The following is a 13,475-nucleotide window of genomic DNA, read 5'->3' as shown; positions in this document are numbered from 1 at the left end:
GAATTCGAAGCAATCATGACCACACCGGCCAGTCAGGCCGCGTGACCGAAACTGTCACCTGATCGTGCAGCAGACCCTGGGAACCGATTGCGATCGCAGTCCTGACGGAAACGGCGAAGAAGTACAACGGCTTCGTCACCTATACCGAGCTGTCCAATGCGGTCCAAATCCGTTCGGGGATCGGGCACAAGGGTCTGTTGACGAATTGGATCGGAGGTCTGCTGCAACGTGTCATCTACCACTGCCGCGACAATGGCATTCCGCATCTCAGTTCGCTCTGTGTTACGGCCGACGGCACGGTAGGAAGCGGTTACAGCAATGTTCCCCTTGCTCTGGGCGACGAGGAGTCGATGAGCCTCGACCAACTCGACGACCACGCAGCGAGAACGCGGCTTGAGTGCTACCGCTACTTCGGCGCGGAGCTGCCACCAGGCGGGGGCGAGCCGACGCTCACGCCCAAAGCGAAGTCAGCGCGGGAGTGGAAACGGGCGCAGACCAAGACGGAAGCAACACTGAGGTTCTGCCCTGTGCACTCGATCGCTCTGCCGGTCACGGGTGTATGCGACGAATGCAACTGAGGGTTGATTGTCCCTCGCGATACTCGGGGGCCGGCTACGGTGCGCCTTCAAACCGCACCCTCGCAACGGTTCTCAGAACTGCTCTCGCGCCGTCATCAACTGCCCGGCGGACTGCCATCTGTCCGGCAGAAAAGTTTGTGTTGCAACGTTTTTGATGTGTTGGGAACAAGGACGCCACCATGCTCGCGGTCAGCTCGTCAATTTCGAGCCGAACAAAGTCGGGTCGGGTGCGGGCTCTTCATCACCACCCTCATCCCACCGCCGGCAGTAGGGACACCACGGGCGTAGGCGATGGTGCTGCCATGCCGTGTAGATGAGCGCGAACGTCCAGATGTCACCCGAGATGAAGTATGCGCGCGGGACGGAGCCATCAGAAGCGATATCGAAAACTGCTGGGCTGCCAATCAATACGACCATGACAAGCGTACCCAGCACGGTTACCGAGAAGTGGAAGAACCGCAGCGATCGTCGACGGCGCTGGGCGACGCCGGGTGCATCAACCGGAACATCGTCCATGCACTGTACACAGAGACGACCCTTATGGCGATGAAAAAGTGCTGTGCCCCAGCATGCCAGTAGGACTAGGGCCACGACTGTGTTGACGCTGGTAAGCAGACCGAACCACGAAGCCACGCGTATGGGAATTGCTACCGCGAGTACATAGATCAATGCGTGTGCCAGTGTCGATTGCACCCGCGACGCTCGTGACTCGTCTCCGAAATCTGCTGCCTTCATAGTCCATCCAGTCATCTGGCGCCTATCGGCGCGGCTAATGAGAACGAGACAACGTATCGGCGAGCACCGACATGTCGAGGGTGCCTCGTCGGCCGAAGCGGCGCCGCCCGAACTTGTCGGTGGCTTCTGTCAATCTGTAGGGCTCGCAGGAAGCGGGCATTTCCTCAGAAGGACGGAGAGCCCGATGATGACTCACTTCAACCGCGGCTGCGCGTCGCTCCTGGCCGGCTTCATGGTGCTGACGGGGCTCATGGGCGCCGCACCGGCTCACGCCGACCAGTACGACTTCGTCGTGTACTTGGACAACAACGGCGTGTACTACTCGTCGGTGTCCGGGGTCATCGACGCAGGCAAGATGACCTGCCGGATCTTGCGTTCCGGTGGCGGCGTGCCTGGGGCTATGGGTTTCCTGGCACGAGCGGGCTATGAGCGCTACGAGGCCGCGACCATCATCGTCGCCGCTGTCGACGATATGTGCCCCGACACGGAACCTGTGATCGACGCCTTCCTAAATCAGACTGCGGGCGGCAAGGGCGTGCCGGCATGAGGGTCGATCGCCTCGACTCGCGGTGCGAGTCATGAGGCCGCTGCCGCGGCCGCGGTCCCGGCGCGTCGACCTCGCCTTCGCGCAGCCGCGGCCAGTTGGATCGATCGTGATCGATGTGGCGGAATCGCACCTCGGTTACTGCTACGCCGCAGTCAGCGCGCATGAGTCGTGGTCGGGTGTCGTCGCAGCGCCGAACGCTGAGGTCGCGGTGCTCAATGCGATCGATGAAATCTGTGCCGGGCGTCCCTACGACCGGCGCATCCGCTTCGTTGCCTGCGTGGGCAGCGGTAGTCCGTTGTGGCGTTATGCCGGCCAGATCGCCGCTGCTGCAACGGATTGGTGGATCGAGCGTCCCGCCTGCGCAGACAAATCACTTGTCGAACGCGCGGCCGCTGAATTGGAACATGCCCGGCTGTCGCTGCCTCCGCTTCCCGTGGACCGTGGTCCCATCACTGTCGCCACCGATGGCTCGATACGGTGCCGGCATGCCGGCTTCGGTTGGCTGGCTTCCTCTGGCGAGCACGGACTTGACGGGTTCGTCGCGTCATCGAAGCGAGTTGGCGCCAACCCCGTGCTGGTGGCCGAACTGTGCGCGATCGGCAGTGCGGTGGGCGGACTACCGCGTCATCGTCTGACGGTGCAGTCTGACAGCCGAGCCGCCGTCGCAATGGTGAATCGTTGGAGGCGTGGAGATTTCGTCCTGCCTGCGGGGTACCCGGCGGCGGAGTCCGAGTCCGATCTGAACCTGGTCGCTGTGCAATCTCGGATTCACGCCGAACGGAGCCGGATCAGGCTGCGTTGGGTACCCGGCCATCGCGGAGAGCCCCTGAACGAGGGTGCCGATGCACTGGCACGTCTGGCGTCACGCTATCGACGAGGCGATCGAGATTTGACCGAGGGCGAGTATCGCCGCCGTGCGGCGGGGATCGCCAATGGCTTTGCGGCGGCATACCGGCGGGCTGACCAGCTAGGGAAACCCTGATGGTCGGCCGTCTGCGCGGACGAGGTGCGATGATCAGCCTGTGACCGGCTACGACATCATCGGCGATATCCACGGCTGCGCCGATCCGCTGGAGTCACTGCTCGATGCCATGGGCTATCGCTACACCGACGGCGCGTTCCGGCACCGGAGCCGGCAAGCGGTGTTCGTGGGTGACCTCGTCGACCGCGGACCGCAGCAGCTGCGCGTACTGGAAACCGTCAAAGCCGTGGTCGATGCCGGCAGTGCTCAGATCACCATGGGTAACCACGAGTTCAACGCGATCTGTTACGGCATCCCGCGTGCTGAAGGTGACTATCTGCGTCGGCACTCGGACAAGAACGCCCATCAGCACCGCGCCTTCTTGGAGCAGTTGACTGCCGAGCAGCAGCGGTACTACCTGGACTGGTTCCGCAGCATTCCGCTGTGGCTGGACCTCGGGAGAGTGCGAATCGTGCATGCTTGCTGGCATGAGCCCTCGATGAAAGTCGTTGAGCAGGAGCTGGGTTCGAACGTCTTTGGTAACGATGCGCAGTTCGCGACAGCATCGACCAAGGGGCATCCGCTGTACGAGGCCGTCGAGACGCTGATCAAGGGACCGGAGTTGAGCCTGACCGACCATGGCCAGCTGCCGTATCTCGACAAGGACGGTCATGTGCGCGAACAGGCGCGCCTGCGCTGGTGGAGCGCCGGGTTGACGCTGAACGAGCTGGCCGAGATGACAAGCACGTTCACCACGCCCGACGGAACGCCCTATCCCGAGCTGCCGGCAGTGTCAATTACCAATGACGACCATGTCTACCGAGGCGATGTGCCCGTTGTGTACGGCCACTACTGGCGGACAGGAACGCCGGTGCGCGGTCTCGATTGGACCGACCGCACGGCGTGCGTCGACTTCAGCGCGGTCAAAGGCGGGGCCTTGACCGCGTACCGATGGTCAGGGGAATCGACTGTGCGGGTGGAGAATTACCTGCAAGTTGCAAACGGGATTAGACGCCGGTCGCGCCCAAGTTCTTGAGGAACTCGTCGACCAATCCTGCCACTGGTCCTGGTTCGAAAGTCTGCATCGACTCTCGCAGCTTGATCAAGGAGTCACGGAGGTCTTTTTCACCTGCGGCCAGATCGCTGTAGGTGTCATCGAGGAAGAACGACGCCGACGTCGTCGACAGGTACCCGACGAGGTCGAGGAACAGGTCGAGTTCTCTTGAAGCGAGGGCGATTTCCTCCGGGTCGTCCTTGTTGAATCCGTCCACGATCATCGGTACCACGTCGAGGTCTGTGTCCCACAGCTGTTTGTGGAGCGGATCCTCAGTGAGGGATAGCACGGTGCCCCTGACAATGTCCGTTGCACCTGCCCGGGCGGCACGCACCTCGTCGACCAGTTCGTGAAAGTCTTCGTCGCTCAGGGAGTAACCGATGAACACCATCTTTCGGAGCATCAGGAGGCCTTGGACCAAGCCCATCAATGCTCCGTACCGACGGGGCATCTCGAGATAGTCGGAACGCGTGAGGACCATCCGGTCCGGATCATCCACGCTGCCATGTAGCTTGAGGAGCCAGCGGTCATCGGTGGCACGGGGGTTTTCGGGCAGTACGGCGATATCCGCGTTGGCGATCTTGCACGCTTGCTCGAACAACACGTCGAAGTTGGTTGTGACTGCTTCCTTGCTGGGCAGTGAAGCCAGCAGGCCATGGGCAAGCGAATATGGTTGTGTGGCAGACAATTTTGCAGCGATATCGGCCTTGAATCGGCTGTAACCGTCGATGGGTCCGCCATTGAGCGCTCGCATCCGACGGTCGATGAGGGTGGCCTGGTCTCGGAGGTCCTGCTTTGCAAGCAGCGGGATCTGCTTCGAATCGAAACCTGCCTCATTGGCGGCTTCGCTCAGCAGCCGATCCCACGTCGGCAGGCCGACGCCTGCGCTCACGCCCGCGCCGATGAACAGCACGAGTTGGTTCTTCCGTGCCTCATCGGCGAGGGCGTGCGCTTCGCGAAGCAGTTTGGGATTGGCACGCTCATGGAACTGCCACGCTTCGGCCTCGTCGATGATCACTTGCTCCCGCGCGCGTTGGGCTGCGGCGTAGGCCTTCTCGCCCCAGGTGCACAAAACGATGTCGACGTCGTGGGTCGTGGCCAGCTCGCGCAATGTCCGGACCAGGCCAAGGGTGAGGTTCCCCTTCACGCCAACACCGCCGCCGGCGCCGGACCCAACGACGTTCACCGCCAGGCGCTTCTTGGGCCACGAGTAAATGCGTTTGTCATCGTTGACTCCTGCGAGCTGTGCCTTCGCTTGGCTGATGAACGCTCGAACCGTCGGTGCGAATGCTTCAAAGTCCGCGCTGCTGGTGGGTTGGCCGATTTCGCCGAGCCAGATGTGAGGTGTCTTGTCTGACGCTGACAGGAAGACACCGCCTAGCTTCCACGAATCGGGTTTGGTGTAGCCGCGAGTCTCTAGGAAGCCAAGCCAGTGATCCTCGATCTTGCACTCAGAGTCCGTGGGGATCAACAACGCATCACACGCGACCTTCGTCAGGTCCCCGTTGATGATGAAGAGGTGTCCACCCATGTTCGTGACAGTAGCGATCACCCGAGTCAGTCGTCCCGACCTTCCACCAATGTGGCACCGTGCTCGGTCACCAAATGAGTCTGTTCAGATCCTTCGACGACCCGGCACCAACTCCGCACATCCAGCGTGTCGCCGTGGAGCGTGACGAGGAACCCTCCGTAGAACCCAGGCACGGGGAACCAGATCTGCTGATTCGGCACTTCGTGCAGGATGGCCACACTCGGGTACCGCAGTAATTCCCGGGGATCGTGGCCGTCGTACAGCCTTCCTCGGATCCTCCCGTCGATGACGTCGCCGAGGTGCTGATCGAGGGCGCTGATTGCTCGTGACGTCAATAGAGTTGACGGGGTAGCAAGGCATTCTGCCAATGCGCGGTGGGTCCGCTGCAGGACAGAACCTTTGGCGCCATTTCCTTCACCGCTCATGAGCACGTCGTACGGTGTGCGACCGCGCGAATCGACCGCGGTGCGGAGCGCTCCGCGCCGGACAAGGTCGCCGGCGACAGTCACTGGAGCGCCGTGCCAGGCGGCCTGGTGCAGGGCGGTGAACCAGCGGTGCCGCCCGGCCGCCACCAATTGATGCCCAACAGGTCCGTCTTACGATCGAGCAGCCGAAAAACGACTGCCCAGTCACCGGCCTTCGCGGCATCCGCCAACTGATGAGACGCGGTGACAACGTCGTCGTGGATCAGCTCGGGTCTCAATACCCCGTTCCACGTCAAAGGGGTGTGGTTCACTGTCTTTTCCTCTCACCTGCTGGGAATCAAGCGCTGCAACGCTTTACGGAATACGTGGTTGGGGTTTGCGCCGGGCAAGACGCCGAGCACGTCTGCCAGCGCCTCATCTGAGCTGACGCACCGGAGGCGCGCGCCGTACAGCGCGCCAACGGTCGGTGTTCGGCTGTAAGCGCCGACGCAGTGCAGCAGCACGGTGCGGCCCTGCGCCCGAAACGACTCGAGGGCCTCCACGGCCTGGGTCAGAACGAAATCCAGATGTGGATTCTCGTCCGCAGTCGGGATGTCGATAAGCCGCACCTCAGCGTGCGGCATATCCCGGCGGATGTCGGTCGGCAGGAGTCGGCACATCGACACGACCGCGTCGACCCCATCCGGCAGGGACCGCAGCGCCCCGACGTCGCCCAGCAACACCTGCGCGTCGTACGGGTGCGGCGCCAACACGCCGAACCGTTGGCTCGCGTAGCCGTCGAACCGGTCCGCTGCGCCCTTCCGAGCGATGGCCGCGGCCAGTGCAACCAGTTCGTGCGCCCGAATGCCCGGCCAGCCGTGGAGCAGCGTGCGCCACGGGACCGGCACCGCTGATGCACCGTAGGCGGCACCCAGCAGGCCTCCGGCAATCGCTGCCACCGTGTCGGTGTCGAATCCTGCCCGCACCGCTGCGTCCAGCGCGAGTCGGAGGTGATCCGCGCGGTACGTTCCGGCCGCCGGATCATCCTGGGGCACAGCTGTGGTCGCGATTGCACACCACGCAGCCTGCAGCGCGGAGACGACCCAGCCGTTGTGAGGGAAGTCGGCCGGGCGACCGGCCTCGGCGGCATCGAGTCGCTGCTGCCACAGGCGCTGGCGTGCAGCCGGGACGTGTCCCATACCCACCCGGACATCCAGCACTCCGGTGAGTACCGCGTGCCGAATCGCACTGCACCACAGCACCACTGCATCGCCGGCTTCGGGATCGAAGTGGGTCAGTTCGCTGAGGGCTCGTGCGGCCTCGGCCATCGCGTCTTCATCGTCGAGGTAGGCCAGTGCGACCGGCGCCGTGCGCATGAGCGACCCGTTGCCGGCGGTGCGGCCGGTTTGTTCATGCAGCGCACGAGCTGCGGTGCGGCAGCGTTCGGCGGTGATTCCGTTACCCCCGTTCGCGGTAGACAGCACGTTGCGCGTCTGGATACCAACATCTTTCGATGTCAGTGACCACCCGTACCACCGCTCCACCAGCGCGTCCTGCGCGCGGACGTCACGCAGATCGGCTCCGGTCGCGGCAACCTCGGCGATGGCGACCGCCATTGCGGTGTCGTCGGTCCACTCGCCGGGTCCCCACGGGCCACCGCCTTCCATAACGACAGGAAGCTCAGGCCCGCGGGGTGGTTGGAATTCGTAGGGTGCGCCCAGGGCATCTCCGACGGCGGTGCCCAGCAGGACCCCTTCGATGCGGTCGTTCAGTGATGCCATGGCGTCCTCCTCGGATCGGTGCGATCATGTAGCCATATTTAACGCGATATCGCGCTAATTATTCCTCAGGCTACGCTAGGGCACCGACATGAGCCGCCGTAAGTACGTAGACCCCAGCGGGAAGAGCCTCGACGACTACCCGCGGCCGTCGGTTGCCGTCGATACGGCCGTACTGACCCTGGATCCTGATCTGGGACTTGTGGTGCTGGAAGTGCTGCGGCCAGACGGTAGGCACTGGGTGCTGCCGGGCACCTTCTTGCATGAACGAGAGACGCTCGCCGATGCGGTGGAACGGTCACTCGCCGATAAGGCCAACGTCCACGGATTGCGGCCGCGTCAGCTTCACGTGTTCGATGACCCTCACCGCGACGATCGGGGCTGGGTGCTGTCGGCCGCGCATATCGCGGTCGTACGACTCGAACAACTCGTTGGCCTTACGCCGGGGGTCACACGGTTGGTGCCGGTCGTCCCCACCGGTCGCCTGTACGGCCACGACGACATCGTCGAGCGCGCGGTAGCGGAGTTGCGCAGCCGCTATCGGGACAACGCAGACCCGGACCGTCTGCTCGGTGACACGTTCACGCTGCGCGAGTTGCGGCACGTACACGAAGTGGTCTCGGGAAAGCGGTTGCAGGCAGACAACTTTCGTCGTGCCATGGGCGGTCTGGTCGTCGGTACTGACGAGCTGGCGTCACGGGGTAGGGGAAGGCCTGCCGAGCTGTTCCGTCGCCGCGACATCGCTGTCAATTGACCGCCGCGGGCCGTCGCGAAGGGAGATGCCACGCGGGTGTGTAGCGCTTCGGATACCCATCACCTCTTACCTTCCGCTGGCCGCCTACCAATCGCCATCTGCGACAGCTGCGCCGAGGGTCCCTTTCAGGGAAACGACCTCCGCGGGATCGACGGGAACGAAAGGCTTTTCGTCATATCCGAGTACGTCGCCGACACTCTTGACCGTCGCCAGTTCTTGGGGCGCCGCCAGGTCTCGGGCATCGGCGTCGTAGTACTGGAACCATGGCAACCCCGCCTCTACGTAGGCATCTCGATCGACCGGGGTTGGGGGCGGTACCTCGCCGGTGATGGCAGTCCACTGCGCGGCCGAGCACAAGTGGACGAATACCCGCCGGGTACCGGTCTCGTTGTAGTCGGCAAGCGGTCGATCGTCGGCGTACACCTCCTGCTGCATTCGCCCACCAGCACCGAGCCCCATGCTCGCCGCGGGCGCCCCCAGCACCATTTCCTCGTCCATAACGCCGTCGCAATACATCAGGTGTGCGGCGTGCCACGCCGCAAGCGCCTGCTCGGTCAGACTGACGGCCCGAAGTTGCACCCCACCATGGCTCTCCCGCCCTGTGACCTGGCCTTCGACTGTGGCGCCCGACCCGAGCGGCACCGCAACGAACTGGCGGATGAAACCGTCGCCCGCGTTGATGCCATCCAGCCACGGCTGGTCAGGAAGCACAACGTAATTCTGTGGGTCTTTGACGAGATGCTCGATCCACGGCAAGCCGCTGACTGCACACACTTTGCCCACGCCAACCTGCAATGCAGTGGGTTCAGAGGCATTGAACGACAACCACATTGCCTCTCGCTGGTAAATCGGCAGCATCACGCCGCCACGGGAAAGCCACTCGGCTGGTGCGGTGTCGGGGTAATCCGCGACCCGCCGCAACGGAAATCGGCCCAGCCCCGGCGGCAGCGGGTGCACACCCGCCTCGGGAATTCGCAGCGTCCGCTGGAAGTCCACCGTCACAGGACCAAGGACCAACTGGTTCCTGACGATCTCTACCGGCGCTTTGCCTGTCATCGCTACCTCCATCTCGGCGTTCCGTCAATATCTGTAGCACCCGGCTCGGACACATCAGAGTTTGCGCGGTGTCGGGAGCCTCTGACCGACTGCCACGCAGGGCTACGGAGCGGACATTGGTGAGGGCCCGGGCAGGGATTCATGCCTTGAGTCGGTCGCTGCTACTTGTCGGTGGTCGGTGTCATTCTGTTCGGCTGCTTGAAATGCGCCGAGAGGAACCGACATGCCGAATCACAACTATCTGAACCCTGCGCCGGGTTGGTACCCAGATCCCAGCGGCCAACTTGGCCAGCGTTCCCACGACGGCCGACGCTGGACGGAACACTTCGTCCCCTCTGCGCCCGCCGTCCCGGCGCCTGCGGTCGCCGTCGCAGTATCAGCCGGCGGTGGGCGCAACCATGCGCTGCACGCCATCCTGACTCTCCTGTCCTGCGGGCTGTGGCTACCGATCTGGGTCCTGATGGCGATCTTCGGCGGGGCATCGTCCTCGTCGGTCGCGATTGCCAACGGCGGCAACGGCCTTGCTGCCGTGGCGCGTACCCCAGAGAGGCGCCCCGTAGTCGGCGTGGCTGCGGTCTTCGGCGGCTTGTTTCTGCTGGGCACCGCCCACGAGCACCCGTGGCTGTACGGCGTGCTGATCGCTCTGGTGGTGATGTCGCTGTTCGCTGTCTGGACGCTCAAATCGGCCCAGGCGCGGGACGCTGAACTGCGCAGGGAACAGTTCGAGCGGGACATGATCGCCAACCGTGCCGACCGCGAGGACCGGTTCTATGTTCAGGGCGATCCCCGCGGTACCTATGGCGGCTACATGCCGCCGGCGTTCCCGGGAGACACCGGTGTTTACGGTTATGGCCGAGATTCTGGGTCTGGCGGACGATGAATACGCAGCCCTCCAGCTAATCACTGAAGGCATGGATTGTCATACATCACTGCGATAATTGACTCATGTCGCAAACAATTCATCACCGCCTGCACGTTCTCGAAGCAGCCGATTGGAAAGACGGCGTCATCACATTGCTCGAGCCCCAGTCACCCTATCGGCCGTGGCGTTACGCGTTCGGCGAGTCCCGTCCCGGCGACTGCGTCCTGCTGGTGTTAGGAACAGATCCGATGTCGGTGCTGACGGTCCTCGGTCGTATCGATCACGAAGGTGGATTCGGTGGTGCACTGGTGGGCGGCACACCGCGATACCTGGCCAGCCTCGTGGACTTGACCACGTTGGCGATGATGCTCGATCTCAGTGATCCGTTCGAGGCTTGGCGCTTCGATGACGACGACGCCGAGCAACTGATCCTCGCGTTACACGAGAGTCGGGTGCGCGGAGACATCCACTATCGGTGGGGACACTCATCGGTGGTCGCGGCACGAAATCTGCTGTCCTTCAATGGCAAATGCCACGGCTGTGGTCAAGAGATCGACCTGACCGATGTTGACGCGCGGGACAAGATCCACGTCCACACCGTCGACCCGCTGCAGCGTCTCGCGGCACCTTCGCCGATCCGGACGTCGAATGGCCCAACTGGACATACGTACCGCGGCTGGCTACGGAACTCAGCCGACGACTGGCCGGCGGTGCTCTGCCGTCGGTGCTGGGACCGGATGCGCAACGGCAACTACCGGTCTTTCATCGACTTTCAATTTGCCCAGAATCCCGGCTGTCCCCGGTGTGGTGGCCAGCGGACTCAGGTGATTCGATACGGCATGGTGATGAGCCCGGATGAATGGGCACCGTGGCTCGATATGGGCGGGTGCTGCGTTAAAGACGAGAAATGGCATTGCGAGCCGTGTGGTCATGCGTGGTACTGAGGGGCGGTTCACCGTTCGTTGGGTCGCGACGCACATTGCGCTGTGGGCAGAAACGCCGATGGCCTGATAAATCCCTCGTGATCGCGGTAGCCCCGCGTCCGCGCAACCCGACTTGTCGGTCACCTGTGTCATCCTGTTCGGCTGCCTGAAATGCAGGTAGCACCAGTGAGCGAGACAGGTGTGGACCATGTTGATAAGAACGGCCGTGGTGGCTGAATCAGCCCACTCGGCATTCGGCCGCCAGTGCGCGTGCCTACGGAGCGGCGTTCACCTACGAGCAGACGTGGATGCCCGATGAGCAGCAAGCGTTCATCTGATGGGTCGAACGCGCTGGGCGGCTTCATCTTCTTCGTGATTCTGCTCGTTGTGATGATCCCGAAGCCCGTCTGGATCGCCCTCGGGGTCATTACCGCCGTCAGTCTCGTGGTCTGGGTTGTCTACGCGGTCGTCACGGCTGCGGAGAAGCGACGCATCGAGGTCGAGGAACTGGCCCGCGTCGAACAGGCAGCCCGAGCCGCGGCCGCCAAACGTCAACGGGAAGAACAGGTCCGCAAGGAACAGCAAGAGCGCGTCAATACGCTGGGCAAGCAGAACGCCGCGCTCGTGGAATCCGCGCTGAGCGCGGTGAAGCGGATTGCCGCGTCCGAGGCCGCTCGCGCCGGATGGTTGGGTGAGGTTGACTTCAGCGTCGACATCAAAGGGATTACCGACAACTTCACGAAGGCGTACGCCCTGCGCAATGTGGCGAACACGCTGTCGGCCTTGGACAAGCCGACGAGAGAGGACCGAAACATCCTCGCGGAGGCCAAGAGCACCATTGCAAGTCTGGAAACCGCTGCGACCGAGCGGGTGGAGCTGATTGGCAAATGTGCCATGGAAGCGCAGCGTATCGATAAGTCGTTGCGCACCGAACGTGAGGATGCCCGGGTTGCCGAGCAGCGCGCCGAGCTGCACGCGAAATTGAGCGCAATGCTGTATGGGATCGAGGCCGCTCAAGATGTCGGCCCAACGGACTCGGCGGTGGATGCGGTGATGGCGCGGGTGCAGGCCTACCGGGAGATCAAGAACCAGATTCTCGTAGCGCGCGGCGATGGGGTCACGTAGCTGCATTCCCGTCGGTGAAAGGTCGGATCGACTCAAGCTGCGCATGCGAGACCGCGGCCTGCAACAGTGCCGGCATGTCGTTGTGACGCGTACAGGCGATGAGGTCGTCCATTTAGGCTGGCACGGTTTCTGCGGGCGGTGGGATGTAGAGCGCGCTTCTCGGTCGTGCGGTGGCCACGCAGTTGCTGGCTCCGTGCGTCTCCTAACTCGGACTAACACTGCCACTAATCTGAGCTAGGCACAGTAAATCGGATTATCCGCAGTAGTAGTCCGAGTTGGCGACGCCGCTGTGCGGGACACGAAGCGCGAGACTGTGCACCGCCAACGAGTCGGAGATTGCGAGAATGTAGACATATCAACGCTATTCGCTACGACCGAGTGAAGCCAAGTTCTCGACCGGCCCAGACAGCGCCGCTTTGACCTGAACCGAGAGGTCGTCGACCAGCACCTCCGCCGCGCCGGCTTCCAGACCGTCGACGATGCGTCGGGCAACCTCGGCCGGGGCGAGCTTGGGTGCGTTGATGCCGTCTGTCATGTCGGTGTCGATGTACCCGACATGCACTCCGACTACCTGGGTGTGCTGGGGCTGCAGTTCTTGGCGTAGCGAGTTGGTGATCGACCAGATCGCGGCTTTCGAGGCGCCGTAGGCGCCGGCGCCGCCGAGCCACGACAACACCGAGTGCACGTTGACGAGGGCGCCTCCGCCGTTGGCGGCGAGGATGGGTGCGAACGCACGCGTCACCCGCAGCGGCCCGAAGACATTGGTGTCGAAGGTGTCCGTGATGTCGTCCCAGCTGCCGGTCAGCAGATCGTCGAGGTGGGAGACGCCGGCGTTGTTGATCACGATGTCGACGTCTTTGGCGATATCCGCGAGTGCTGCAACGGAATCCGCCGAACTGACCTCAAGGCCGTACGTGACCACCTCAGGACGGTCGTCCGTGAAGGCTGTTCGCGCTGTCGAGTAGACCTTGCGGGCGCCTCGGGCCAGCACCTCATCGACCAAGGCTGCGCCCAGGCCCCTCCGGCCACCCGTTACCAGAACCACCTTGCCTGCTGCGTCGGTCATGTCTCGTTCCTCTCCATCTGAATAACGATCTCGTTACTGAGATGGAACGACCGACGTCGACGAATGTGACCGCTAATGGTGTGTGGCGTTCATGACACGGA

General features: G+C 63.1%; 15 protein-coding genes. 8 read left to right on the top strand and 7 right to left on the bottom strand.

Annotation, left to right across the window (positions count from 1 at the left end):
* The first annotated feature begins 197 nt into the window (after positions 1-197).
* Entirely contained in the window at positions 198-578 is a 381-nt protein-coding gene (locus tag ACJH6H_RS24620; RefSeq protein WP_406776008.1) for a hypothetical protein, read from the top strand.
* A 189-nt stretch (positions 579-767) separates the two neighbouring features.
* Here ACJH6H_RS24620 and ACJH6H_RS24615 read toward each other — a convergent pair whose 3' ends face one another.
* Entirely contained in the window at positions 768-1,094 is a 327-nt protein-coding gene (locus tag ACJH6H_RS24615) for a hypothetical protein (RefSeq protein WP_131808664.1), read from the bottom strand.
* 403 nt (positions 1,095-1,497) lie between these two features.
* On the opposite strand from ACJH6H_RS24615, the gene ACJH6H_RS24610 reads away from it, so the two are divergent.
* From ACJH6H_RS24610 to ACJH6H_RS24600, 3 genes are all read left to right on the top strand, one after another.
* Positions 1,498-1,860 (top strand): DUF732 domain-containing protein, encoded by a 363-nt coding sequence (locus ACJH6H_RS24610; protein WP_406776007.1) that lies wholly within the window; start codon positions 1,498-1,500, stop codon positions 1,858-1,860.
* A 208-nt stretch (positions 1,861-2,068) separates the two neighbouring features.
* Positions 2,069-2,842, top strand: a complete 774-nt coding sequence (locus ACJH6H_RS24605; RefSeq protein ID WP_406776006.1) for an RNase H family protein — start codon at positions 2,069-2,071, stop codon at positions 2,840-2,842.
* A 40-nt stretch (positions 2,843-2,882) separates the two neighbouring features.
* The gene (locus ACJH6H_RS24600) at positions 2,883-3,857 is read left to right on the top strand and encodes a metallophosphoesterase (protein WP_406776005.1); all 975 of its coding nucleotides are present in this window, start codon (positions 2,883-2,885) and stop codon (positions 3,855-3,857) included.
* Here the strand turns inward: ACJH6H_RS24600 and ACJH6H_RS24595 are convergent.
* The 3 genes from ACJH6H_RS24595 to ACJH6H_RS24585 all read right to left on the bottom strand — a co-directional run bounded on the left by ACJH6H_RS24595 (position 3,829) and on the right by ACJH6H_RS24585 (position 7,591).
* Entirely contained in the window at positions 3,829-5,406 is a 1,578-nt protein-coding gene (locus ACJH6H_RS24595) for an SIR2 family protein (protein WP_406776004.1), read from the bottom strand. The genes ACJH6H_RS24600 and ACJH6H_RS24595 overlap by 29 nt on opposite strands.
* Positions 5,407-5,432: 26 nt before the next feature.
* Entirely contained in the window at positions 5,433-5,831 is a 399-nt protein-coding gene (locus tag ACJH6H_RS24590) for a hypothetical protein (RefSeq protein ID WP_406776003.1), read from the bottom strand.
* 323 nt (positions 5,832-6,154) lie between these two features.
* A complete protein-coding gene (locus ACJH6H_RS24585) occupies positions 6,155-7,591 on the bottom strand; it encodes an ADP-ribosylglycohydrolase family protein (protein ID WP_406776002.1) in 1,437 nt (478 codons plus the stop codon).
* 88 nt (positions 7,592-7,679) lie between these two features.
* Between ACJH6H_RS24585 and ACJH6H_RS24580 the strand changes: the two genes are divergently transcribed.
* Positions 7,680-8,342, top strand: coding sequence for an NrtR DNA-binding winged helix domain-containing protein (locus ACJH6H_RS24580; RefSeq protein ID WP_406776001.1), 663 nt, complete (start codon positions 7,680-7,682; stop codon positions 8,340-8,342).
* Positions 8,343-8,426: 84 nt separating this feature from the next.
* On the opposite strand, the gene ACJH6H_RS24575 is transcribed toward ACJH6H_RS24580, so the two are convergent.
* Positions 8,427-9,398: a hypothetical protein gene (locus ACJH6H_RS24575; RefSeq protein WP_406776000.1), complete on the bottom strand. Its 972-nt coding sequence runs from the start codon at positions 9,396-9,398 to the stop codon at positions 8,427-8,429.
* A 223-nt stretch (positions 9,399-9,621) separates the two neighbouring features.
* Here ACJH6H_RS24575 and ACJH6H_RS24570 point away from each other — a divergent pair, with 223 nt between their 5' ends.
* The 3 genes from ACJH6H_RS24570 (at position 9,622) to ACJH6H_RS24560 (ending at position 12,308) form a co-directional block, all read left to right on the top strand.
* Entirely contained in the window at positions 9,622-10,278 is a 657-nt protein-coding gene (locus ACJH6H_RS24570; protein ID WP_406775999.1) for a DUF2510 domain-containing protein, read from the top strand.
* Between the two features lie 230 nt (positions 10,279-10,508).
* On the top strand, positions 10,509-11,204 hold the full coding sequence (locus ACJH6H_RS24565) for a hypothetical protein (RefSeq protein WP_406775998.1): 696 nt from the start codon (positions 10,509-10,511) through the stop codon (positions 11,202-11,204).
* A gap of 294 nt (positions 11,205-11,498) precedes the next feature.
* Complete coding sequence (locus ACJH6H_RS24560) at positions 11,499-12,308, top strand: hypothetical protein (RefSeq protein ID WP_406775997.1); 810 nt, start codon at positions 11,499-11,501, stop codon at positions 12,306-12,308.
* On the opposite strand, the gene ACJH6H_RS24555 is transcribed toward ACJH6H_RS24560, so the two are convergent.
* Positions 12,301-12,420 carry a Fic family protein gene (locus ACJH6H_RS24555; RefSeq protein ID WP_406775996.1) on the bottom strand — a complete coding sequence of 40 codons (120 nt, stop codon included), beginning with the start codon at positions 12,418-12,420 and terminating at the stop codon, positions 12,301-12,303. The two genes, ACJH6H_RS24560 and ACJH6H_RS24555, sit on opposite strands and share 8 nt — an antisense overlap.
* Before the next feature lie 249 nt (positions 12,421-12,669).
* A complete protein-coding gene (locus tag ACJH6H_RS24550) occupies positions 12,670-13,374 on the bottom strand; it encodes an SDR family oxidoreductase (protein WP_406775995.1) in 705 nt (234 codons plus the stop codon).
* Between the last annotated feature and the right edge of the window lie 101 nt (positions 13,375-13,475).

Source organism: Mycobacterium sp. SMC-21, assembly GCF_045310825.1.
In the GTDB taxonomy this organism is placed as follows: Bacteria; Actinomycetota; Actinomycetes; order Mycobacteriales; family Mycobacteriaceae; genus Mycobacterium.
Note: the sequence above shows the minus strand (reverse complement) of the source record. Positions and strands in the feature narration are given on the sequence as shown.